Raw genomic sequence first — 21,953 nt, 5'->3', positions numbered from 1 at the left:
GCCGTCGAGCCGTTCGGCATCGGCGCGAGATCGCGGCTCGACCGCGAGCTCGACCAGCAACGGCATCAGTACCCTGCGGCGCGGCCCTTGAACGCGGCGGCCTGCTCGAGCGCCGCGGCCGCCTTCAGCATCGTCACCTCGTCGAAGGCGCGGCCGATCAGCTGCAGGCCGAGCGGCAGGCCGTCCTTGTCGACGCCCGCCGGCACCGAGATGCCGGGCAGGCCCGCCATTGAGGCCGGGATGGTGAACATGTCGTTGAGGTACATGGTCACCGGGTCGTCCATCTTCTCGCCGGCGGCGAAGGCTGCGGTCGGCGCGGTCGGCGTCAGCAGCACGTCGCACTTGGCAAAGGCGTCCTTGAAGTCGCGCGCGATCAGCGCCCGCACCTGCTGCGCCTTCTTGTAGTAGGCGTCGTAGTAGCCGGCCGACAGCACGTAGGTGCCGATCATCACGCGCCGGCGCACTTCCTTGCCGAAGCCCGCGGCGCGCGTGCTCTCGTACATCTCCGTGAGGTCCTTGCCCGGCACGCGCAGTCCGTAACGCACGCCGTCGTAGCGCGCGAGGTTCGACGAGCACTCCGCCGGCGCCACGATGTAATAGGCCGGCAGCGCGTACCTGGTGTGCGGCAGCGAGACCTCGACAATGCTGGCGCCCGCCGCCTTCATCATCTCGATACCCTTGTCCCACAGTGCCACGATCTCCGGCGCCGTGCCGTCGACCCGGTACTCCTTCGGGATGCCGACCCTGAGGCCCTTGATGTCGGGGCTGCGCGCGGCCGCAGCGAAGTCCGGCACGGCCAGCGGGGCCGAGGTCGAGTCCTTGGGATCGTGGCCGGCCATGCCCTGCAGCAGGATCGCCGAGTCCTCGACGGTGCGGGCGAACGGGCCCGGCTGGTCGAGCGAGCTCGCGAACGCCACCACGCCCCAGCGCGAGCAGCGGCCGTAGGTCGGCTTCAGCCCGACGATGCCGCAGAACGACGCCGGCTGGCGGATCGAGCCGCCGGTGTCCGTGCCGGTGCTGCCCGGCACCATGTAGGCCGCGACCGCCGCCGCCGAGCCGCCGGACGAGCCGCCCGGCACCAGCTTGCGGTTGTCGCCGCGCCGCTTCCACGGGTTCTCGACGCCGCCGAAATAGCTCGTCATGTTCGACGAGCCCATGGCGAACTCGTCGAGGTTGGTCTTGCCGACCATCACCGCGCCCGCCTTCCACAGGTTGGTGGTGACGGTGCTCTCGTACGGCGGCACGAAGCCTTCGAGGATGTGGGAGGCCGCCGTGGTCTGCACGTCCTCGGTGCAGAACAGGTCCTTGATCGCGAGCGGCACGCCTTCGAGCAGCCCGGCCTCGCCGCGCGCGCGGCGCTCGTCGGACGCCTTGGCCATCGCCCGCGCCTTGTCCGGCGTCTCGGTGATGAAGGCGTTGAGCGCGCGATGCTCGTCGAGCTTCTTCAGGTGCGCGTCGGCAACCTCGACGGCGCTGGCTTCTTTCTTCGCCATCGCCTTCGCCAGATCGGCGAGCGTCAGATCGGTGAGAGCAGCCATCGCCTACTCCACCACCTTCGGCACGGTGAAGAAGCCGCCGGCGTGTCGGTCGGTCGGCTCGATGTACACGGCACCGCCCGGCGCGTTGGCCAGCACCTTCTCGGCGATGCCGCCGTCAGTGACCTTGTCCTCGCGCATCGGCAGGGTGACGTCGGACACGCTGGCGAGCGGGGCCACGTCCTTGGTGTCGACCTCGTTCAGTTGCTCGATCCAGGCAAGAATCCCCGACAGCTCGCCGGCCAGCGGCTCGAGCTCCTCCTCGGGCACCTTCAGACGGGCCAGACGCGCAATGCGCGCCACCGTCTCCTTGTCGAGCGACATCCAACGACTCCAAACAGCGGAATGGGCGGGGTGGTAGCGGGTTTGTCGCCATCTGTCATCCCGAACGAAGTGAGGGATCTTTGGGGTTCCAGAGGTCCCTCGGCTTCCGCCTCGGGATGACGGCTACGCCGTCACAATTCCTTAGTCATGAAGATCCGGCTGGTCCCCGGCGGGTCGCAGGGAATTTCACCGAACACCCGCCAGCCATGCCTTTTATAGAAGTCCGGCGCCTGGAAGCTGATGGTGTAGAGCACCGCCCGCTTGCAGCCGCGCTTGCGGCCCTCCTCCTCCGCCATCGCCAGCAGCCGGCTGCCCAGCCCGCCGCCGCGCACGGTCTTGGGCAAATAGACGAGGTCGAGGAACAGCAGCCCGAGCGAGGAGCGGCCGCTGATGCCGCCGATCGTCTGGCCGGCCGCGCCCTTCACCAGCACCGCCAGCGGCTTGTAATCCCGGATGCCACTCTGCTCGACATTGTAGGCGCCGAGGCCCTGTGAAATGACCGCGACATCGCCCGCCTCGGGCGCGTCGGTCAGGATGACGGTCGGGTCGCTCACTCAATCCTCCTGCCGCAACAGATCGCGCGCGGTGCGGCCGCGATACTCGGTGCGCAGCAGGCCGCGGCGCTGCAATTCCGGCACCACCTGGTCGACGAACTCCTCGATCGCGCCGGGGCAGTAGATCGGCGACAGCATGAAGCCATCGCCTCCCGCCTCCGCGAGGAACGCCTCCATCTGGTCGGCGACCGATTTCACGGTGCCGACGAACTGCGGCAGGCCGACGCTCTGGCCGTGCCGCTGCGCCACCTCGCGCAAGGTCATCGATTCGCCCGAGGCCTTGCGGAAGCGGGTCTTGAGCCGTTGCAGCTCGGGCTCGGTGCGGTCGGCCATCGGCGCCTCGAGGTCGATCTTCGACAGGTCGTAATCCGCGTGCGCAGACAGGATGGTCATGCCGCCTTCGAGCGGCATCAGGGCGTTGTGCTCGTCCTGCTTCTCGCGGGCCTCCGCCTCGCTCGAGCCGACGATCGGCTGCATGCCGAACAGGATGCGGCAGTGCGACGGCGGCCGGCCGAATTCGGCCATCCGCCCCTTGATGGTGTCGAAGTAGCGCTTGGCATCTTGCGGCCTGGGCTGGATGGCGAAGATCGCGTCGGCGTATTTTGCGGCGAAGTCGATGCCCTTGGGCGAGGTGCCGGCCTGCAGGATCACCGGCCCGTCCTGCGGCGAACGCACGACGTTGAGCGGCCCGCGCGACTTGAAGAACGCACCCTCGTGCTCGATCCGCCGCACCTTGGTCGCGTCGGCGAACACCGCGGCGTCGCGGTCCATCACCACCGCGTCCTCGTCCCAGCTCGCCCACAGCTTGCGGCAGACCTCGATGAACTCGTGCGCGCGGTCGTAGCGGACGTCGGCCGGCGGCCGGTCGACGCCGAAATTGGCGTCCTGGTTGTGGTTGATCGAGGTCACGACGTTCCAGCCGGCGCGACCGTCGGTGAGATGGTCGAGCGTCGCCCACAGCCGCGCCGCATAGAACGGATGGTGCTGGCTGACCGAGAAGGTCGCGGCGACACCGATATGCTTGGTGACCGCCGCCATCCACGACAGCAGCGGGATCGGATCGTGCTCGGGCGCCTGCGCGGCGTAGCGCAGCGCGGGCTCCAGCGAGCCGCGATAGGTGTCGGAGATGTAGTTGAGGTCGGCGAAGAACACCATGTCGAACAGGCCGCGTTCGCAGACCTGCGCGATGTGTTGGTAGAGCGCCGGCCGCGTCCAGTCGTAGCCCGCCGCCGCCGTCCTCGGATGCCGCCACATCGCCAGGCTGTGATAAGTCGGCCCGTGCACCAGGAACTGGGCCAGATGCATCTTCGCGGGCATCACTCGGCAACCGGCGTGGCGCTCGGCGCAGTGCGCCGCATCGCCTCCGCCTCGATCCCTGCCCTGAGCTCCGGCCGCTTGTCGAGCAGCCGGTCGAAGTCGCGCCGATGCAGCATCAGCAGATGGCTGTAGCCGTCGGAGATCACGTCGGCGTTGCGCGGCTTCTTGTCGAGCAGGCCCATCTCGCCGAAGAAGCTGCCCTCGTTCAGCACGATGCGCACGCCCTCGCGTACCACCGTCGCCTCGCCGGCGGCGATGAAGTACATGGCGTCGGGTCTGGAGCCGACGGCGACGATCCTCTCGTCCGGCAGCGCCACCACCGCCTGCAGGCGCTTGGCGAGCTCGGCGACCGCGTCGAGGTCGAGGCCGGCGAACAGCGGCACGCGCGCGATCATGCCCTGCAGCTCGAGCCCGAGATCGAGCGGCGGCCGGTCGGCGATCGCCTCACGCCGCTTGTTGAGCTGGCGGCGCAGGTCGGCATAGACCTCGCGGCCGATGATCGATTCGCGCAGCCGCCGAGTGTACTCGGCGGCCTCGAGCCGGATCGCCGCCCGCTCGAGCTGGCGGTCGCGGATCGATTCGGCGTAGCCCGGATACTGCAGGCTGAGCGCGTGCAGGGCGTGCGCCACCAGCTCCTGGCGGTCCTGGATCACCTCGGCGAGGCGCGCCTCCGCGTCGGCGCCGAGCAGGTCGGAGACCGCATGGACGTTGAACATCGCCAGCTCGGCCAGCACGTCCTGCTGCACCATCAGGACCTCGAACCGGTCGGCCAGCCGCTCGGTCAGCACGCGGTCGATGCGCAGCCGCCGATGCAGCCACAGACCGATGCGGAAGGCGGTGTCGGGCAACGCGAAGTCGCGGATGGTCTTCTGATAGCCCTCGGCGCCGCGGTCGCGCACAGCGTCGATCAGCCGGTCGCCGCGCGCCATAAGGATGGCGACCATGCGGCGCGACAGGGTCTGCTGCTCGAACTGCTCGAGATAGAGCTCGCGCTCCTGGGTGCACAGCGTCAGCAGGCCGACGCCGATGCGCTCGCTGAGGTCGAGCGCAAGCTCGGGCGGTGGCGCCTCGACCGCTTCGTCGCCGGCCGACAGCGGATCGACGTCGATGTGCTCGACCCGCACATTGTGCTCGCGCATGATCTGCTGCAGGTGGTGGGTAACGTTGATGCGCGACAGCGCCAGCACGCGGTCGCGCAGCGCCAGCTCGAGCCGCGTCAGCTTGTTGAGCCCGAGCACGTGGATCACCAGGCCGAGCGTGGTGGCGTTGACGAACAGGGTGAACAGCACGAACAGCGTCGCCAGCACGGCGGCGAACTCGCGCACGTCGGACGACAGCCGACCGTCGCTCGCCGCCACCATGGCCAGCACGATGGTCACCGCGCCGCGCAGGCCGCCCCACACCAGGATCGCCTTGTAGCGGCCGTTGACCGGCTGGACGAGGCGGCTCATCTCGAGCAGCGGCAGCATGCCGAACACGACCAGGAAGCGGGCCACGAAGGCGCCCAGCGCCACGCCCGCCAGGCCGCCGACATAGAGCCAGGTGATCTGCGGCAGCACGTTGGCCGCCAGCATCGAGGCCAGCACGAAGATCAGGCAGTTGCTCCAGAAGTCGAGCTGGGTCCAGAGCTGGCGCAGCGCCGTCCAGCGCTTGGGATGCAGATGGGTCGGCCCGTAGGCCGCGACCGTCAGCGCCGCGACCACGACAGCAACCACGCCCGAGACGTGGATGTAGTGGTCGGCGACGACATAGGCGAGATAGGCGAGGCTGACCGTAACCGAGGCGACGGCGGCGTCCGAATCGCCGAGCCGCGGCAGGATCAGCATCGTGAGCCGCGCCAGGATGAAGCCGAACAGGATGCCGCCGGCGAACTCGCGGAAGAAGGCGATGACCGGGTTGGCGATGTCGGTCGCGAGGGCGTGGGCCACGTCGGGGTCGGCCTGGCGCAGCAGCAGCTCGATGCAGAAGCCGAAGGCGGCGATGGCGACCGCGTCGTTGAACAGCGATTCGCCCTCGGCCAGGATCGACAATCTCTTGGGCGCGCCGACATCGCGGAAGATGCCGATCACCGCCGCCGGGTCGGTGGTCGAGACGACGGCGCCGATCAGCAGGCAGACCATGATGTCGACGCCGGTCACCGCATGCACGGCCGCGGCGACGACGGCGATGCAGACCAGCACCGCGACGATCGCCAGCAGCAGCACGGCGAACACCTCGTCGAGCAGGCGGCGCACGTCGATGGTCAGGCCGGCGGTGAACAGAAGCGGCGGCAGGAACAGCGGCAGGAAGACGTCGGTGCCGACCTCGAGCTTGTCGAGGCCGGCGAACATGTCGCCGAGCAGGCCGAAGGCGTGGTCGCTGCGGATGATCCAGGTGCCGGCGAAGCCCAGCGCCATGCCGGCGATCGCCAGCAGCACGGTGAACGGCAGGCGCAGGCGCTCCGACAGCGGCACGAGCACGCTCACGATGGTCAGCACCATCGTGATCGCGAGCAGGGCGTACAGGATATCGCTCACCGGCTGAACCTACCTTGCGGGACGCGCTTGTCAGCTTATAACCGCGCCATGCCGATCGTCGAAATTGCCGCGCTCAAGACCATGCTGCCGCACGAAGGCCGGCTGATGGCGCTCGATGTCGGCAGCAAGACGATCGGCGTGGCGACCTCCGACCTGCTGCGCAGCCTCGCCACGCCGCTCACCACGCTGAAGCGCGCCAAGCTGGCGGCCGACCTCGCCGCCCTCGCCGAGCTCGCCCGCAAGCACGAGGCCAAGGCGCTGGTGATCGGCCTGCCGCTCAACATGGACGGCAGCGAGGGCTCGCGCTGCCAGTCGGTGCGTCAGTTCGCGACCAACATCGCCAAGCACGGCCCGGCCGCGCTGGCGGCGCTGCCCGTGCTGTTCCAGGACGAGCGGCTCAGCACCGCGGCGGTCACCCGCGGCATGATCGACGACTACGACATGAGCCGCGCCAAGCGCGCCGAGCGGGTCGATGCCGCGGCGGCGGCGTGGATCCTGGAAAGCGCGCTGCCGCGGCTGCGCTAGGAGTCTCACGAGTCTCGTGCCGTGAGACTCGATTGGACCGCGCTGCCAACGCGATTTCTCGGCCTTAATTTATGATCGATTGACGACGAATTCAACTCGAGGGACAGAGCGGTGGAAGGGGCGCGAGCTTCGGCGCCGCAACGTAGAGCGTTCGCAGGAAAGCGACGAGGTCGGCGCTCTCTTCCGCGCAGGCCATCGGCCCGCTCGACAGCCGCGGCTCGTCGAACAGATGGCGGCCGAGCGCGATCGCGGCCGGGAGGCCCGAGACGCGGTTGCTGGGATCGGCGGCCGGCGCCGGCGGTCACGGCCCATGAGCGGCGACGGCCCTCACCTCACCCGCACTCCAATCGACCGTCACCTCGCCCTGCGCCGCCTGCCGCACGGCGGCGAGCAGGACGAGCAGGACGAGGAGAAGGACCAGCTTCACTTCAGCACGAAGTCATAAGTGAGCCGCGAGGTCTCGGCGCCGGGCTTGTCGGCGGGGCGCACGTCGACGGCGACCTCCCAGTTGCCCGGCATGTGGAACAGCAGGCCGTCGACGCGGTAGCGGCCGTCGCCCAGGGCCCTGATCGTCGGCGCGTAGTTCATGCCGTGCTTGTGCTCGGGCATGGTGGCGTCGACCCGGACCAGCTCGGCCGCGTCGCCGGCCTTGGTGCAGACGTTCATGATCAGCATGAAGGGCTGGCCGACCTCGATCCGGAACGGCTCGGGGCGCATCGCGATCATGTACTGGTCGGAATAGAAGACCACGCCGGTGCCGTGCCCGAGATCGAGCGGGCAATCGGCCCAGGCCGGCGTCGAGACGAACAGGGCGAGCAGCGCGGCCCACAGCCTCATGGAGCCAACCTCATGGCGTGGGGCCGCCGAACAGCCGCTCGCCGTTCCTGAAGCCGATCTTCTCCGCGGTATCGCGCGGCAGGTCGGCCAGCCACTGGCGCGACCAGCGCGCATGCTCGGCGACATAATGCAGCCGCTCGGGCGTGAAGGAATCGGTGCCGACCAGGAAGCGGTCGGGGAACTCGAGGAACGCCTCCCGCCAGCCCGGCGTCACCTTGCCGTTCGAGGCGTGCGCGGTGAGGAAGGCGAGATCGCACCACAGGTTCCGATGCTTGCTCAGCATCGCCCGCACGGTTTCCGGCCGCTCGAAGCCCGAATGCGCCCACCGCACACGCGCCTCGGGGTCCTGCGCGAAGTGGCGCTCGACCGCATCGGCGTCCGAATGCCTGGCGAGCTGCACGACGCGGCGCATGTTGGGCAGGTCGGCGTCGGCGCTGTAGATGTGGAACTCGCCGATCGCCACGTACTTGCGCTTGGCCAGCAGGTCCTCGATGAACGGGATCACCGTGGGGTCCTTCGCCCAGGTGCCGAGCTCGCCGCGCGAGCGGTAGGGCCTGAGCTCCGGCACGATGATCTCGGGCGCGCGGTCCTGCAGCATCTTGGTGCCCTCGTTGTTCGAGCTCGAGACCAGGGCGCGCTTGATGTTAGCCTTGCGCAGGATGTCGACGAAGGCCTGCGGCGGCACGACCTCCCAGGCATCGTGGCTGTAATGCAGATGCGCGTCGAAGATCGGCATCTCGGTCTCGGCCCGCGCCGCCAGCGGCAGGAGCAGCAGGACGGCGGCCAGCGACTTTTTCATCGGGTACCTCTGTCATCCCGAGCGAAGCGAGGGATCTTTCCTGTGGCCTTAAAGACCCCTCGCTTCGCTCGGGGTGACACTAACGCGCGCTCCACGCGTAGTTGAAGCTAATCGAGATGCGCTCGCCGGCATAGCGCGCCGGCGGCACCTCGTGGCGCAGCCAGCTTTCGAACAGGATCACGTCGCCCGCCTTGGCCGGCAGGCTGACGAAGGCGCGGCCGGGCGGCGCCGCCATCATCCTGCTGAGCCGCGGGTCCTCGAACTTCAGCGCTCCCGCTCCCCTGGGCACCTGCACATAATAGGTGCCGCTGATGAACGAGGTCGGATGCAGGTGCAGCGAATGCACCACGCCGGCCGGCATCACGTTCAGCCAGCAGTCTGTCATGGCGATCTTGCGGCCCTCGAGATCGTAGGGCAGCCGCGCCGCGAACGCCCTGGCATGCCGGTCGAGCTGCCGCGCGAGGCGCGCGAACACCGACGACACCATATGCAGGCGATCGAGCGAGCCGTACGAGGTGTAGCCGCCGAGATAGTTCTTCGCCGACCACCTGCGGCCCGCGGCGTCGGAGGCGGCGAGCGCCTGGCATTCGTCGAGCAGCGTGCGGTTGAAGCGCGTGTCGTTGCCGCTCAGCGGCGCGCGGTAAAGAAGTGTCGGAAACAAGGCTTTGATCGCCATAGCGTGATTATCCGTGAAGCGCGGCCGACGTGCTATGCTTTCGGCATGCTCACCGACCGGCAGATCGAAGACTATCGGCGCGACGGCTACCTGGTGGTCCCGCGCCTCATCGAGGGCGAGCAGCTCGCCGAGCTGCGCGCGCTCACCGACCGCATCATTTCCGAGGCGCGCGGCGTCGCGGCCAACGACGACCTATACGATCTCGAGCCCAGCCACACCGCGGCTCTGCCGCGGGTGCGGCGGCTGAAGCCCGCGATCTTCAAGCGCTACGCCTTCTTCCATGCCCTGGTGCGCGAGCCCAAGATCGTCGCCATCCTGCAGCAGCTCCTGGGGCCGTCGATTCGCCTGTACGGCGGCAAGCTCAACATGAAGTCGGCGTCCTACGGCTCGCCGGTCGAATGGCACCAGGACTGGGCGTTCTATCCGCACACCAACGACGACGTGCTGGCGACCGGCATCTACCTCGACGACTGCGATACCGACAACGGGCCGCTGATGGTGCTGCCCGGCACGCATCACGGCCCGACCTGGGATCATCACGCCGACGGCCGGTTCTGCGGCGCCATGGATCCGGCGGCCTGCGACCTCGACTTTTCCAAGGCGGTGCCGCTGATGGGACCGGCTGGCTCGATGACCATCCATCACGCCCGGCTGGTGCACGGCTCGGCGCTCAACCGCTCCAACCGCCAGCGCCGCCTGCTGCTGCACGAATACACCGCGGCCGATGCCTTCCCGCTGATGGGCATCGCCAACTTCGACGAGTTCAACAGCCGCATGGTGGTCGGCGAGCCGACCAACCAGCCGCGCCTCTGTCCGGCGCCGGTGCGCTTGCCGCTGCCGCCCGCCGATCACCAGGGCTCGATCTACGAGAACCAGCGCGCCACCGGGAAGCGGTTCTTCGAAACCTTCGAGGACGCGCGTGTCTGAACTGCGTCGCCGCGTCCTGCTGGGTGCTGCCGCCTGCCTGCTGCCGTCCCTGCGCCCTGGGCGTGCCTCGGCGGCCGAGCAGCTGCATATCGGCGCGGCGCGCGGCACGATCGACTTCTCGATCGGCGATTCCAGGATCTTCCGCACCACCGGCTCGTTCAAGGACTGGCAGGGCACGCTCAGGGTCGACGACAGCGACGTGCCGCGCAGCACCGTGGCGGTGAAGGTCAACACCAACTCGATCGAGATGCTCGACCCGCAGCAGACCTCCATGCTGAAGGATCCCGACTTCTTCGATGTCGCCAAGTTCCCCGAGCTGACCTACGCCTCGCGGACCGTCACGCGGACCGGCGAGTCCACCCTCAAGGTCGAGGGCGAGGTCACCTTGCGCGGCATCACCCGGCCGATGGCGCTCGACGTCACCGTGACCGACCGCAAGCCCGGCGCGGCGGCCGGCGCGCGCTATGCCCGCTTCCGCGCCAGCGGCACCCTCAAGCGCTCCGAGTTCGGCATGGTGAAGTACGTCGACGTCGTGGGCGACATGGTCGACATCACGATTCGCACCGATGCCTGGCGCTGAAGGGCGCGCTGACGGCTACGCCGGCGTCGCCAAGCTGCTGCACTGGCTGACCGCGCTGCTGGTGCTCGGCCTGATCGGCGTCGGCCTGTGGATGGTCGACCTGCCGATCGGCCTGCCCAAGCTCTACGCCTTCGCCTGGCACAAATGGATCGGCCTCACCGTGCTGGTGCTGACCGTGCTGCGCCTGGCGTGGCGCGCCTACAGCCCGCCGCCGCCGCTGCCGCCGACCGTGACGGCATGGGAGCGCGCGGTGGCGCCGTGGAGCCACGGCCTGCTGCTGGTGCTGCTGGTGGCGCTGCCGATCAGCGGCTGGCTGATGAGCTCGGCGGGCGGTGTAAAGGTGATCTGGTTCGGCTATCTCGAATTGCCCGACCTGCTGGAGCGCGATACCGGGCTGTTCGAGCGGCTGGTCACCTGGCACCACTGGCTCGCCTGGACGCTGATGGCGGTGCTGGCGCTCCACCTGCTCGCCGTGCTGCGCCACGACGTGCTGCGCCGCGACGGCATCTTCCGCCGCATGTGGCCGTTGGCGCTGCTGCTGGCGATCGTGGTGGCGAACCGGCCCGTCCTGGCGCAATCCGGCTGGACGATCGATCACGTCAGGAGCCGCATCGCCTTCAGCGTCGAGCAGGTCGGCAAGGTCGCCTCGGGCCGGATCGGAACTTGGACCGGCACCATCGTCTTCGATCCGAACGATCTGGCCGCGGCCCGCTTCGACATCCGCATGGACATGCGCACCGCCAGCACCGGCGCCAAGGACGTCGACGACATGATGCGCAGTGCAAGCTTCCTCGACACCGCAAATCAGCCCGAGGCGCACTTCGTCAGCACCGCTGTCGCTTCACGCGGCGGCGACACTTACGAGGCCCGCGGCAAGCTCACGATTCGCGGCGTCGCGCGCGACGTCGTCCTGCCCTTCACGCTGCGGCTCCAGGGCAACCAGGCGACCGCGCGCGGCACCCTGCCGATCAAGCGGCTGGACTACGGCGTCGGGCGCAACGAATGGGCCTCGACCAACTACGTCGCCGATGTCGTCAACATAGAGGTCGCGGTGGTAGCCTCGCGGCCATGAGGCGCCGCGCCCTCCTGCTCTCGCTGCCGCTCACGGGGCCGATCGTCGCCTCGGCGCAGGCGCCAAGCGGCCTGTGGCCGGAATGGCTCGGCTCCTATGCCGGCGCGCTGCGCTTCTATCGCTCGATCCCGCTCGAGGACATCGTGCCGCCGCCGAAGGAGCCGCACGTCGATGCCGACGACTCCGCCCCTTTCGCCGTCCATTTCTCGATCCGCGTCGAGGATGGCGGGGCCGCGGTCTGGCTGCGCATCGACGGCGGGCCGATGCAGACCTCGACCGCGGGCGAGACCCTGCGCTTCGGCCCGGTGCTGGCGGGTGTGGCCCAGCTCACCGCGGCGCAGGCCAGGCCCGAGCCGCGCGCGGCGACCATGACGGTGCGGCCCGATTCGCTCGGCACCGAGGCCTTGTTCGCCTTCGCCGACGGCAGCTTCTGGCGCCGCCATTTCAACGCCCGCTTCACGCCGAGCGGCGCCGACCTGATCGTCTGGGTGTTCGATGCCCACGGCACCCGCGCCCGGACCTGGCGCGGCTCGGCGCTGCGCTTTCCGCCGACGCCGCCTCAGGACGGCCGGGCCCCGACGTAGTTGGACTGCGGGCGGATGATGCGGCCGCCCTTCTCCTGCTCGAAGACGTGGGCGCACCAGCCGGCGGCGCGGCCGACCGCGAACAGCGCCGTGAAAGCCTCGCGCGGGATCTCCAGCGCCTCGAGCAGCAGCGCGGTGTAGTACTCGACGTTGGTGTCGAGCCGGCGGCCGGGCTTGTGCTTGCGCAGCGCCGCGATCGCGCCCTTCTCGACCTCGGACGCATAGGCGAGCCGGCCCGACGTCTCCGGCAGCGTGGCGACCGCCTCCTTCAGCACGTCGGCGCGCGGATCGCGGACCTTGTAGATACGATGGCCGAAGCCCATCAGCGTCGTGTTCTTGGCGAAGGCATCGTCGAACCATGCCTCGGCGCGCGAGGCCTCGCCGATCTCGTCCAGCATGTCGAGGACGGGGCCCGGCGCGCCGCCGTGCTTGGGGCCCTTCAGCGCGCACAGCCCGGCCAGCACTGCCGAGATCAGGCCGGCATCGGTCGAGGCCACCACGCGCGCGGTGAAGGTCGAGGCGTTGAAGCCGTGATCGGCGACGGTGGCGAGATAGATGTCGAGGCCCTTCTCGAACACCTCGCCGGCGCGCTGGCCGCGGATCATGCGCAGCAGGTCCTGCGCCGTGGTGAGCGACGGATCGGGCGCGATCGCCGACAGGCCCTTGCGCGCATTGAGCAGCGCCGCCAGGAACACCGGCAGCGCGCCGCAGACCAGATAGTGATGCGGGATCGGATCGGAATCCGGCAGCATGCCCAGCCCGACGCGCAGGCCCTGGACCGGAGTCAGGCCCTCCGCCGCCGTCAGCAGCTTCGGCACCAGGGCGAAGGCCCGCACCCGCGCCGCCGCCAGGCCGTCGCGCACGGCCGCCTCGTCGCCGCCGCCGGTGCCGTAGCCTTCCCAGAGCAGCGCCGCGACGCCTTCGAAGCCGCGGGTCGCCACCAGCTCCTGCAGGGCGTGGCCGCGGACGACCAGCCGGCCTTCCTCGCCGTCGACCTCGCTCATGACGGTGTCGGCGACGATCACGCCGTCGAGCCCGCTGTCCACCCGTGTCTGCAGCATCGCAATCCTCTTGGTTGATCGCGGGGAAAGTCGTTGGTGCGATATATATTGTCAATATTGATTGAAATCATCAATAATAAGTCATGGGCAAGGAATGGCTGACCTCCAAGGAAGCCGCGCGACGCCTCGGCGTCTCGTCGGCGACGCTCTACGCCTATGTGAGCCGCGGCCTGCTGCGCTCCGAAGGCAGCAACGGCCAGCGCGAGCGGCGCTACAGCGCCGACGACGTGGCGGGGCTGAAACGCCGCCGCGACGTCGGCCGCAAGGCCGAATCGATCGCCGCCAACGCGCTCGACTTCGGCACGCCGGTGCTGGAGTCGGCGCTGACCCTGATCGAGCACGGCCGTCTTTATTATCGCGGCTGGGACGCCACCGAGCTTGCCCGCGGCTCGGCGCTCGAGCGGGTTGCGCAACTCCTCTGGCAATGCGACGAGCGGCCGTTCGACCCCAAGAACCTGCCGTCGATGTCGACCGCGCTGCGCCAGGCATGGCAGGCCGCAGCCTCGTTCGCGGCCATCGAGCGCTGCCTGCTGCTGCTGCCGGCGGCGGCGCGCTGGGATCATCCGAGTTGGGTCGAGGATCGCGGCGCCATGCTCGAAACCGGCGTGCGCATCCTACGCCTGCTGACCGCGGCGGTGACGGGCGATCAGCCGAACGCCCTGCCCGTCCATGAGCAGCTCGCCGCGGCCTGGAACGTGCCGACAGATCGCGCGCCGCTGATCCGGGCCGCGCTGGTGCTGTCGGCCGATCACGAGTTCAACGCCTCGACCTTCGCAGCGCGCGTCGTCGCCTCGACCGGCGCCAACCTGCACGGCTCGACCATCGCCGGCCTCGCCGCGATCAACGGCCCGCGCCATGGCGGCCTGACCCGTCGTGTCGCCACGCTATTCGATTCGCTGAAGGTCGAGGCCGATCCCGAGGCGGCGTTGGCGGCGCGCCTGGCCGACGGCCAGGATCTGCCGGGCTTCGGCCATCCGCTCTATCCCGACGGCGACGTCCGCGCCGCGACCCTGTTCGCGCTGCTGCGCGAGACCGTGGCGAACGCACCGGACCTCGCCTTCGCCGAGCGCATCGCGGACGCCGGCGAGCGCCTGACCGGCCGCAGGCCCAACGTCGACTACGCCACGGTGACGATCGAGCGCGCGCTCGGCCTGCCGCAGGATTCGGCTCTCTCGATGTTCCTGCTCGGCCGCACCGTCGGCTGGATCGCGCACGCCATCGAACAGGCGGATGGCAGCTTGATCCGCCCGCGCGCGCGGTATACGGGACCTCGCCCCACCGCGTGAGGCCCTCATGACCGACGCCTTGATCGTGATCGACATGCAGCAAGGCTCGTTCGGCCCCGATTCGGCGCGTCACGACGCGGCCGGCCTGGTCGAGCGCCTCAACCACCTGGCGCGCGACGTCCGCACCGACGGCGGCGCGGTGATCTTCGTGCAGCACGACGGCCCGCCCGGCGATCCGCATCATCCCGACGAACCCGGCTGGCGGCTGCTGCCGACGCTCGAGCTGCGGCCCGACGACACGGTGGTGCGCAAGCGCTCGTGCGACGCCTTCCTCGACACGGTGCTCGACGCAGTGCTGCGCGAGAACGGCATCGACCGGCTGATCATCACGGGCTGTGCGACCGACTACTGCGTCGACACCACGGTGCGCAGCGCGCTGGCGCGCGGCTGGCCGACCGTCGTGCCCTCGGATGGTCACACCACCGCAGACCGCCCGCATCTTTCCGCAACCCAGATCATCGCCCATCACAACGCGATCTGGGCCGATTTCCTGGCGCCCAAGGGGCCGGCGCGCGTCTGTTTGTGCACCGAAGTGGTGTTATCCACCTGACCGGCTGGTCTTAGCGCCTTGCGGGGTCGCCGAGCGCGTGGTTAAAGCAGCGCTTTAGTGACAAAGAAACGCGCGGGCGTGCCGAGGTTGCCCCACTTGCTCGGCATAGAAGGGCTGTCGCCTGAAACCATTTCGGGCCTGCTCGACCTTTCCGAAAGCTACATTCCGCAGAACCAGTCGATCGACAAGCGGCGCGACCTGCTGTCGGGCCGCACCGTCATCAACCTGTTCTTCGAGAATTCGACGCGGACGCGGACCAGCTTCGAGGTCGCGGCCAAGCGCCTGGGCGCCGACGTCATCAACATGGACGTCGCCACCTCCTCGGTGAAGAAGGGCGAGACCCTGCTCGACACCGCGATGACGCTGAACGCCATGCGTCCCGACGCCATCGTCGTGCGGCATAGCGAATCGGGCGCGGTCAATCTTCTCTCCCAGAAGGTGAATTGCACCGTCATCAACGCCGGCGACGGCCAGCACGAGCATCCGACCCAGGCGCTGCTCGATGCGCTGACCATCCGGCGGCGACGCGGCACCCTGGAAGGCCTGTTGGTGGCGATCTGCGGCGACATCATGCACAGCCGCGTCGCGCGCTCGAACATCCACCTGCTGCAGATCATGGGCGCGCGGGTGCGCGTGGTCGGCCCGCCGACCCTGATGCCGACCGACATCGACCGCATGGGCGTCGAGGTCCATTACAACATGCGCAGCGGCCTGAAGGACGTCGACATCGTCATGATGCTGCGCCTGCAGACCGAGCGCATGCAGGGCACCTTCGTGCCCTCGATCAGCGAATACTTCCGGTTCTTCGGCCTCGACATGGAGAAGCTGAAGGTCGCCAAGCCCGACGCGCTGATCATGCATCCCGGCCCGATGAACCGCGGCGTCGAGATCGATTCGGAAGTCGCCGACGACCTCGACCGTTCGGTCATCCACGAGCAGGTCGAGATGGGCGTGGCGGTGCGCATGGCCTGCCTCGACGCCCTGATCGGCGGCCGCCGCAACGCCATCGGAGCCGCCGCATGAGCCGTCGCATGAGCGGCGACGTTCTGCGCGGCGCGCCGCCGCATACCGGATCGACCGCCTTCATCAACGCCCGCATCGTCGATCCGGCGGCCGACGCCGAGTACACCGGCGCGATCCTGATCAGCGACGGCAAGATCGCCGACTTCGGGCCCAACCTGTTCGCGTCGGGCGCGCCCTACGGCATCGGATCGGTCGATTGCCGCGGCCTCCATCTCGCGCCGGGCCTGGTCGACGCGCGCGTCCACACCGGCGAGCCCGGCGAGGAGCACAAGGAGACGCTGGAGAGCGCCGGCATCGCCGCCGCGGTCGGCGGCATCACCTCCCTGGTGCTGCTGCCCGACAACGAGCCGCCGTTCGACGACGCCTCGCTGATCGAGTTCGTGGCCCGCCGCGCGCGGCAGGTGAAGCTCGCCAACATGTACGCCTACGGCGCGCTGACCGTCGGGCTCGAGGGCAAGGAACTGGCCGAGATCGGCCTGATGGCCGAGGCCGGGGCGGTCGCCTTCACCGACGCCGACCACGCCGTCGGCAACGCCCAGATGCTGCGCCGCGCGCTGTACTACGCCAAGGGATTCGACGCGCTGATCGTCCATCTGCCGCAGGAGCCGAGCCTGTCCGGCGGCAACATGACCAGCGGCGTGATGGCCACGCGGCTTGGGCTGAGCGGCGTGCCGCCGCTCGCCGAGGTGATGATGGTCGAGCGCGACATCCGCCTCGCCGAGATGACCGGCGGCCGGCTGCACCTCACCAAGATCTCGACCGCCGAATCGGTGAAGGCGATCGCCGGGGCGAAAGCGCGCGGCCTCAAGATCACCTGCGACACCGCCCCGCCCTACTTCGCGCTGAACGATCTCGCGGTCGGCGACTACCGTACCTTCGGCAAGCTGGTGCCGCCCTTGCGCTCCGAAGCCGATCGCGAGTCGATCGTCGAGGGCCTGCGCGACGGCACGATCGACGCCATCGTCTCCGACCACCGGCCGCAGGACCAGGACAGCAAGCGCGTGCCGTTCGCCCAGGCCGAGCCGGGCGGCATCGGCCTCGAGACCCTGCTGCCCGTCTCGCTCGAGCTGGTGCACAACAGGCAGCTCACTTTGCCGCAGCTGTTCCAGCGGCTGTCGGCGGCGCCGGCGCGATTGTTCAACCTGCCGGGCGGCAAGCTCGCCAAGGGCGCGCCGGCCGATCTGGTGCTGTTCGATGCCGATGTTGCGTGGCGCGTCGATCGCGACGATCTGTGGAGCAAGACCAAGAACTCGCCGTTCGACGAGCGGCCGGTGCAGGGCCTGGTGATGGCGACCATCGTCGGCGGCCGCACCATCTACCGTCACGACAACTTCACACCGACGCCGGCGGCGGCTTAGCTGCCTCGAAACCGCCTGCCTCGAAACCGCCATGTGATCTGGTATGGTCGCCGCATGACGACGCTACGACACTCCCTTCTTCTCGGCACCGCGCTCACCCTTCTCGCAGGGACCGCGATGGCGCAGCAGCGCTCGCGCGAGGACCTGCTCGATGCCTTGACGCGGCACATCCAGATCTGCGGCGAGATCAGCGACCAGCAGGCGCGGCTCGGCTGCTACGACAAGCTGCAGACGCAGGTCGGCGGCGTGCAGGCGCCCGCGCCCTCGCCGACCCCGCTCGCCAACAATCCGCCGCCCTCTCCGTCGCCGCCACCGCCGGGCCCGCCGACCACCGGCGGCAACCAGATCGGCGCCGCGCCGCTTTCGCCGCCGCCGCTGATGGTGCCGGGCGGCGGCGCCGCGACGCTGGGCGGCTCAGGTCCCGGCACAGGCCCGAGCCTGGCGCCGCCCCCGCCGGGCGGCCCGACGCCGCTCGCGCCTCCGGGCTCTGCCGATCCCGACCGCGCTTTCAACCCGCGCGAGGCCACCGGCGCCTATCGCCCGCCCGAAGGGCCGATGCCGCGGCCGCAGCCGGCGCTGCAGCGCACCGGCCCGCGGCCGGTGCCGAACTACGGCGGATCGATGCCGGTGCTCACCCTGCGGGCGACCGACCTGACCTACGGCGCCTCGCGCTATTGGCAGGTGACGGTCAGCGTCACCTCCAACGTCAACCGCACGGTCGACACCCAGGTGCAGTGCTCCTTCCTGAATGCCGGACGCTCGGTCGGCGAAGCCTATCTCGGACCGATCCAGCTCGCCGCCGGCGAGCAGGTCACCACCGAGCTGATCGGCCCGCCGACCACCGCCTTCGTCGACAGCACCAACTGCCGTGTGATGAACCCATGACGTCGCCGCTGCCGTGGACGCTGGCTTACCTGCTGCCCGCGGTCGTCGGCTTCCTGCTCGGGTCGATCCCGTTCGGCCTGCTGCTGACGCGGGCGGCCGGCATGGGCGACATCCGCAACATCGGCTCGGGCAACATCGGCGCGACCAACGTGCTGCGCACCGGCAACAAGGCGCTGGCCGCGGCGACCCTGCTGCTCGACGCCCTGAAGGGCCTGGTGCCGGCGCTCGCCTTCAACCTGATGCTGGGGCCGGTGCCCGCTGCGGTCGCGGCGGCCGGCGCGGTGCTGGGCCACATGTACCCGCCGTGGCTCGGCTTCAAGGGCGGCAAGGGCGTGGCGACCAAGATCGGCATCATGCTGGGGCTGAGCTGGCCGGTGGGCGTCATCACCTGCGCGCTGTGGCTGCTGTTGGCAGCCCTGTTCCGCTACTCCTCGCTGGCGTCGCTGCTCAGCATCCTCGGCGGCGCGATCGCCGCCTGGTATCTCGATCCGTGGCCGGTCGCGCTGGTGATCAGCGTGATGGTGCCGCTGGTGTGGGCGCGGCACCATGCCAACATCCGCCGGCTGCTCGCCGGCACCGAGCCCAAGATCGGCCAGCGCTCTACCTCAGCCGCGTGAAGCCGTCGGGGCTCCACTCTTCGCTGCCGACGCCATGGTGGACGAAGAACAGGCCGTCGGGATCGACCTTGTCCTTCACCGCCTTCAGTCGCGGGTAGTTGGCGCCCCAGAACGCCTGGCGCCAGTCGGCCTCGAAGTAATCCGACTCCGAGACGTACGAGCCCGGCTGCGGCACCAGCTTGCGCAATTCGCCGATCGCCGACGTCACGCGCGCGGCGTTGTCGCGCGCCTTGGCGAGGTCGGGCTCGTGCCCGGCGATGCCGGCGAAGGCCGGCGGCCCTTCGGCCGCGCTGATGGCGAGCGCGAAGGCGTCTGCTGCGGCGGGATTGGTCGCGGTGTCGCGCGCCGCCGCGACTGCTTCGGCCGGTGCGCCGGCGAGGCCCTTGTTGAAATGCAGCGCCAGCCGCCAGTGCCGGCTGCCGGCGAACAGCGCGTCGACCAGCGACGCGCGCTTGTCGTCGGCGAGCAGCGCCTGCGGCATCCAGGTCGATTGATAGGCGTGCAGGAACCAGCCCGCCTCGTTGAGGTTGCCGCGCCAGAACACGTTGGTCGCCGAGGCGCCGGGCCGTTCGTCCGACAGGACCATCTGCGGCGCGTTCTGCTTCAGGAAGGCGGCGTCCCACAGCGCCGCCGCCGGCAGATGGATGAACATCGGCGGCTGCGGCAGCGTGTAGTCGCCGGCGCGGGCCTGCACCCAGTCGTAGAACGGCTTCCACGCCGCCGCCGCACGGTCCTGGTCGATGCCCTGGAAGACCATGGCGATCTCGAGCACGTTGCCGGGCCGGAAGACCGCCGTCTCGCCCCAGGTCGGGTTGAACAGGCTCTCGCGATAGAAGGCGACGAAGCGCTCGATCAGCCGGCGGTAGGCCGCATCCGAATTGGCCTTGATGGCGGCGAAGGCGGCGCCGAACAGTTGCGGCAGCTCATGCGTCTTGAGCGTGACGCGCGTGATCGCGCCGAAGCTGCCGCCGCCCCCGCCCTTCAGCGCCCAGAACAGGTCCGGGTTGGTGCAGGCATTGGCGATGCGGGTCTCGCCGTCCGCGGTCACCACCTCCGCCTCCAGCAGGCTCGCGGCGGCCAGCCCGTAGCGCTTGGAGAAGCTGCCGAAGCCGCCGCTCTGTATCAGACCGGCGACTCCGACGGTCATGCAGCCGCCGCCCTGGACATAGCGGCCGGCCTTGGTGACGGCAGCATAGGCATGCAGCCACACCACGCCGGCGCCCAGCGACACCGCCTCGAGCGGCGCGCTGCTGCAGCCCCGCGGCACGAAACCGTCATGCAGCTCGATGCGATCCATCGGCCGCGTCCAGACCAGCAGCGAATCGGGCGCGTTGGACGTGCCCTGGTAGGAATGCCCGCCGCCCTTCACCGCGATGCGCAGGCGATGGGCCTTGGCGAACGTCACCGCCGCCGCCACGTCGTGGGCGTTGCGCGCGGGCACGGCATAGGCGCTGGGCGATGAGATCCAGGCGCCGGCCCAGCCGCTGGTCTGGGTCAACGCCGGGCTGTCGCCGATCGCCCATGGGTTCTTGAGGTCGCGAAAGACCGCGGCGCACTCTTCCGGCGACGTGCGGCAGGCCTCGACCGGCGACTTCACGGCGATCAGCCGGCCGCCGACCTGGGTGTCCAGCGCCTTCCATTGCTCGGTGGTCGGCCAGCCAGCCTCCCCCGGCCGGACCCGACGATAGGGCTGGGCGTGAGCGACCGTCGAGATCATCGGCAGCGCTCCGGCGAGCTTGATCAGGGTGCGTCTCTGCACGGCGAGCTCCATCGGTGGACGCTGCCGGTTCTACGGGTCGAGCCCTTGATCCTGTGGCGAAATGTGACGACCGGCGCGGCCTGTGGGACGACCGGCGAGCCCCCGGGGACGAACGGTCGGACGGGCGGTCAGTTCTTTTTCTGCGCCTTGCCCTCGTAGCGGCGGGTCCATTCGGCGAGGATGCGGCCGCGATTGGCCGAGGCCCAGGCGAAGTCGTTCGTGATCATCGATTCGGCCACGCCCGCCGGATAGCCGGGGATGGTGCTGGCGATGCCCGGCATCGCGACCTGGCTGACGAAGGTGGCATAGAGCTCGTTCGCCTTGCGGGACGCCGCGAAGTCCATCAGCCGCTGCGCCGCCGCGAGGTTCCTAGTCCCGCGCAGGATCGCCGCGGTGTCCATTTCCCAGCCGCCGCCCTCCTTCATCAGCAGGCCCTCGACCGGCGCGCCTTTGGCGCGCGCATCGGCGGCCGAGATCTCGGCCGAGATGCCGAGCGGGAACTCGCCCGACGCCGCCATCTTGCAGGGCTGCGAGCCGGAATGGACGTAGAAGGCGATGTTGTCGTGCAGCCGGTCCATGAAGGCCCACGCCTTTTCCTCGCCGAACATCTGGATCCAGGCCGAGACATGGAAGTAGCCGGTCCCCGACGACGCCGGATGCGGCATGGTGATCTTGCCCTTGAGCTTCGGATCGAGCAGGTCGACCCAGGATTGCGGCTTCGGCAGGCCGAGCTTCTGCGCCTCGATCGTGTTGAAGCAGACCGCGGCCACCCAGCCCTCCATGCCGACATAGGAAGGTGGATCGGCCGGATCGCGGAACGACGGCTTCAGCGCCGCGAGCCCCTTGGGTGCGTAGGGCTCGAGCAGGCCGCGTTCCTTGAGCTGCATGGTCGAGGTGACGGCCAGTCCCCAGATCGCGTCGCCGCGCTGCGCATTTTGCTCGGCGAGAATCTTTGCCGTGACCACGCCGGTCGAATCGCGGATCCAGACGATCTCGATGTCGCGGTTCTCCGCCTCGACCGACTTCTTGAAGTCGGCGATGTTGGCGACCTCGAGCGTCGTATAGACCTGCAGGCGCGTGCGCTGCGCCGAGGCCGACGTGGCCACGAGAAGAGTGCCAGCGAGAATCAGGAACGCTGCGAGAAGCCACGATTTCATCGCGGCGTCAT

23 protein-coding genes are annotated in these 21,953 nt (G+C 69.4%); 12 read left to right on the top strand and 11 right to left on the bottom strand.

The window, feature by feature from the left end; translation table 11 throughout:
• Window positions 1-65: 65 nt before the first annotated feature.
• From gatA to J0J01_RS20485, 5 genes are all read right to left on the bottom strand, one after another.
• Window positions 66-1,538: an Asp-tRNA(Asn)/Glu-tRNA(Gln) amidotransferase subunit GatA gene (gene gatA, locus J0J01_RS20505; protein WP_296384008.1), complete on the bottom strand. Its 1,473-nt coding sequence runs from the start codon at window positions 1,536-1,538 to the stop codon at window positions 66-68.
• A gap of 3 nt (window positions 1,539-1,541) precedes the next feature.
• The gene (gene gatC / locus J0J01_RS20500) at window positions 1,542-1,859 is read right to left on the bottom strand and encodes an Asp-tRNA(Asn)/Glu-tRNA(Gln) amidotransferase subunit GatC (protein WP_296384006.1); all 318 of its coding nucleotides are present in this window, start codon (window positions 1,857-1,859) and stop codon (window positions 1,542-1,544) included.
• Window positions 1,860-1,990: 131 nt separating this feature from the next.
• Window positions 1,991-2,413, bottom strand: a complete 423-nt coding sequence (locus J0J01_RS20495) for a GNAT family N-acetyltransferase (RefSeq protein ID WP_296384004.1) — start codon at window positions 2,411-2,413, stop codon at window positions 1,991-1,993.
• On the bottom strand, window positions 2,414-3,730 hold the full coding sequence (locus J0J01_RS20490) for an LLM class flavin-dependent oxidoreductase (protein ID WP_296384002.1): 1,317 nt from the start codon (window positions 3,728-3,730) through the stop codon (window positions 2,414-2,416).
• Window positions 3,730-6,246 carry a cation:proton antiporter gene (locus J0J01_RS20485; RefSeq protein ID WP_296384000.1) on the bottom strand — a complete coding sequence of 839 codons (2,517 nt, stop codon included), beginning with the start codon at window positions 6,244-6,246 and terminating at the stop codon, window positions 3,730-3,732. Before J0J01_RS20485 ends, J0J01_RS20490 begins: the two co-directional genes overlap by 1 nt.
• Window positions 6,247-6,294: 48 nt before the next feature.
• Here J0J01_RS20485 and ruvX point away from each other — a divergent pair, with 48 nt between their 5' ends.
• Both ruvX and J0J01_RS20475 read left to right on the top strand, forming a co-directional pair.
• On the top strand, window positions 6,295-6,771 hold the full coding sequence (ruvX, locus tag J0J01_RS20480) for a Holliday junction resolvase RuvX (RefSeq protein WP_296383998.1): 477 nt from the start codon (window positions 6,295-6,297) through the stop codon (window positions 6,769-6,771).
• Between the two features lie 310 nt (window positions 6,772-7,081).
• Window positions 7,082-7,216: a hypothetical protein gene (locus J0J01_RS20475; protein ID WP_296383996.1), complete on the top strand. Its 135-nt coding sequence runs from the start codon at window positions 7,082-7,084 to the stop codon at window positions 7,214-7,216.
• On the opposite strand, the gene J0J01_RS20470 is transcribed toward J0J01_RS20475, so the two are convergent.
• The 3 genes from J0J01_RS20470 to J0J01_RS20460 form a co-directional block, all read right to left on the bottom strand.
• On the bottom strand, window positions 7,195-7,608 hold the full coding sequence (locus tag J0J01_RS20470; RefSeq protein ID WP_296383994.1) for a FixH family protein: 414 nt from the start codon (window positions 7,606-7,608) through the stop codon (window positions 7,195-7,197). The genes J0J01_RS20475 and J0J01_RS20470 overlap by 22 nt on opposite strands.
• A 10-nt stretch (window positions 7,609-7,618) precedes the next feature.
• Complete coding sequence (locus J0J01_RS20465) at window positions 7,619-8,407, bottom strand: amidohydrolase family protein (RefSeq protein WP_296383992.1); 789 nt, start codon at window positions 8,405-8,407, stop codon at window positions 7,619-7,621.
• A gap of 79 nt (window positions 8,408-8,486) precedes the next feature.
• Window positions 8,487-9,083 carry a TIGR02466 family protein gene (locus J0J01_RS20460; protein ID WP_296383990.1) on the bottom strand — a complete coding sequence of 199 codons (597 nt, stop codon included), beginning with the start codon at window positions 9,081-9,083 and terminating at the stop codon, window positions 8,487-8,489.
• Window positions 9,084-9,128: 45 nt separating this feature from the next.
• Here J0J01_RS20460 and J0J01_RS20455 point away from each other — a divergent pair, with 45 nt between their 5' ends.
• Genes J0J01_RS20455 through J0J01_RS20440 form a run of 4 tightly spaced genes read left to right on the top strand, consistent with a single transcriptional unit; the run spans window position 9,129 to window position 12,246 of the window.
• Complete coding sequence (locus J0J01_RS20455; RefSeq protein WP_296383988.1) at window positions 9,129-10,010, top strand: phytanoyl-CoA dioxygenase family protein; 882 nt, start codon at window positions 9,129-9,131, stop codon at window positions 10,008-10,010.
• Window positions 10,003-10,590, top strand: coding sequence for a YceI family protein (locus J0J01_RS20450; protein ID WP_296383985.1), 588 nt, complete (start codon window positions 10,003-10,005; stop codon window positions 10,588-10,590). The genes J0J01_RS20455 and J0J01_RS20450 overlap by 8 nt, the downstream gene beginning before the upstream one ends.
• The gene (locus tag J0J01_RS20445; protein WP_296383983.1) at window positions 10,577-11,662 is read left to right on the top strand and encodes a YceI family protein; all 1,086 of its coding nucleotides are present in this window, start codon (window positions 10,577-10,579) and stop codon (window positions 11,660-11,662) included. The genes J0J01_RS20450 and J0J01_RS20445 overlap by 14 nt, the downstream gene beginning before the upstream one ends.
• Window positions 11,659-12,246 (top strand): hypothetical protein, encoded by a 588-nt coding sequence (locus J0J01_RS20440; protein ID WP_296383981.1) that lies wholly within the window; start codon window positions 11,659-11,661, stop codon window positions 12,244-12,246. The genes J0J01_RS20445 and J0J01_RS20440 overlap by 4 nt, the downstream gene beginning before the upstream one ends.
• On the opposite strand, the gene J0J01_RS20435 is transcribed toward J0J01_RS20440, so the two are convergent.
• A complete protein-coding gene (locus J0J01_RS20435) occupies window positions 12,222-13,307 on the bottom strand; it encodes a citrate synthase/methylcitrate synthase (protein WP_296383979.1) in 1,086 nt (361 codons plus the stop codon). The two genes, J0J01_RS20440 and J0J01_RS20435, sit on opposite strands and share 25 nt — an antisense overlap.
• Window positions 13,308-13,390: 83 nt before the next feature.
• Between J0J01_RS20435 and J0J01_RS20430 the strand changes: the two genes are divergently transcribed.
• From J0J01_RS20430 to plsY, 6 genes are read left to right on the top strand one after another with little or no spacing between them, the layout of a single operon-like run.
• Window positions 13,391-14,593 (top strand): citrate synthase family protein, encoded by a 1,203-nt coding sequence (locus J0J01_RS20430; protein ID WP_296383977.1) that lies wholly within the window; start codon window positions 13,391-13,393, stop codon window positions 14,591-14,593.
• Window positions 14,594-14,600: 7 nt separating this feature from the next.
• Window positions 14,601-15,143: a cysteine hydrolase family protein gene (locus J0J01_RS20425; RefSeq protein WP_296383975.1), complete on the top strand. Its 543-nt coding sequence runs from the start codon at window positions 14,601-14,603 to the stop codon at window positions 15,141-15,143.
• Window positions 15,144-15,200: 57 nt separating this feature from the next.
• Window positions 15,201-16,166, top strand: a complete 966-nt coding sequence (locus tag J0J01_RS20420; protein WP_296383973.1) for an aspartate carbamoyltransferase catalytic subunit — start codon at window positions 15,201-15,203, stop codon at window positions 16,164-16,166.
• An 8-nt stretch (window positions 16,167-16,174) separates the two neighbouring features.
• Window positions 16,175-17,524 (top strand): dihydroorotase, encoded by a 1,350-nt coding sequence (gene pyrC, locus J0J01_RS20415; protein WP_296383972.1) that lies wholly within the window; start codon window positions 16,175-16,177, stop codon window positions 17,522-17,524.
• Between the two features lie 54 nt (window positions 17,525-17,578).
• A complete protein-coding gene (locus tag J0J01_RS20410) occupies window positions 17,579-18,409 on the top strand; it encodes a hypothetical protein (RefSeq protein WP_296383970.1) in 831 nt (276 codons plus the stop codon).
• Complete coding sequence (plsY, locus tag J0J01_RS20405) at window positions 18,406-19,026, top strand: glycerol-3-phosphate 1-O-acyltransferase PlsY (RefSeq protein WP_296383968.1); 621 nt, start codon at window positions 18,406-18,408, stop codon at window positions 19,024-19,026. The genes J0J01_RS20410 and plsY overlap by 4 nt, the downstream gene beginning before the upstream one ends.
• On the opposite strand, the gene J0J01_RS20400 is transcribed toward plsY, so the two are convergent.
• Together J0J01_RS20400 and J0J01_RS20395 are read right to left on the bottom strand one after the other, a co-directional pair.
• On the bottom strand, window positions 19,010-20,785 hold the full coding sequence (locus J0J01_RS20400; protein WP_296383966.1) for an FAD-binding oxidoreductase: 1,776 nt from the start codon (window positions 20,783-20,785) through the stop codon (window positions 19,010-19,012). The genes plsY and J0J01_RS20400 overlap by 17 nt on opposite strands.
• 128 nt (window positions 20,786-20,913) lie before the next feature.
• Entirely contained in the window at window positions 20,914-21,942 is a 1,029-nt protein-coding gene (locus J0J01_RS20395; RefSeq protein WP_296383964.1) for a putative 2-aminoethylphosphonate ABC transporter substrate-binding protein, read from the bottom strand.
• Window positions 21,943-21,953 lie beyond the last annotated feature (11 nt).

The organism is Reyranella sp. (assembly GCF_017305915.1).
Classification (GTDB): Bacteria; Pseudomonadota; Alphaproteobacteria; order Reyranellales; family Reyranellaceae; genus Reyranella.
This window is presented reverse-complemented; position numbering and strand designations above follow the sequence as displayed.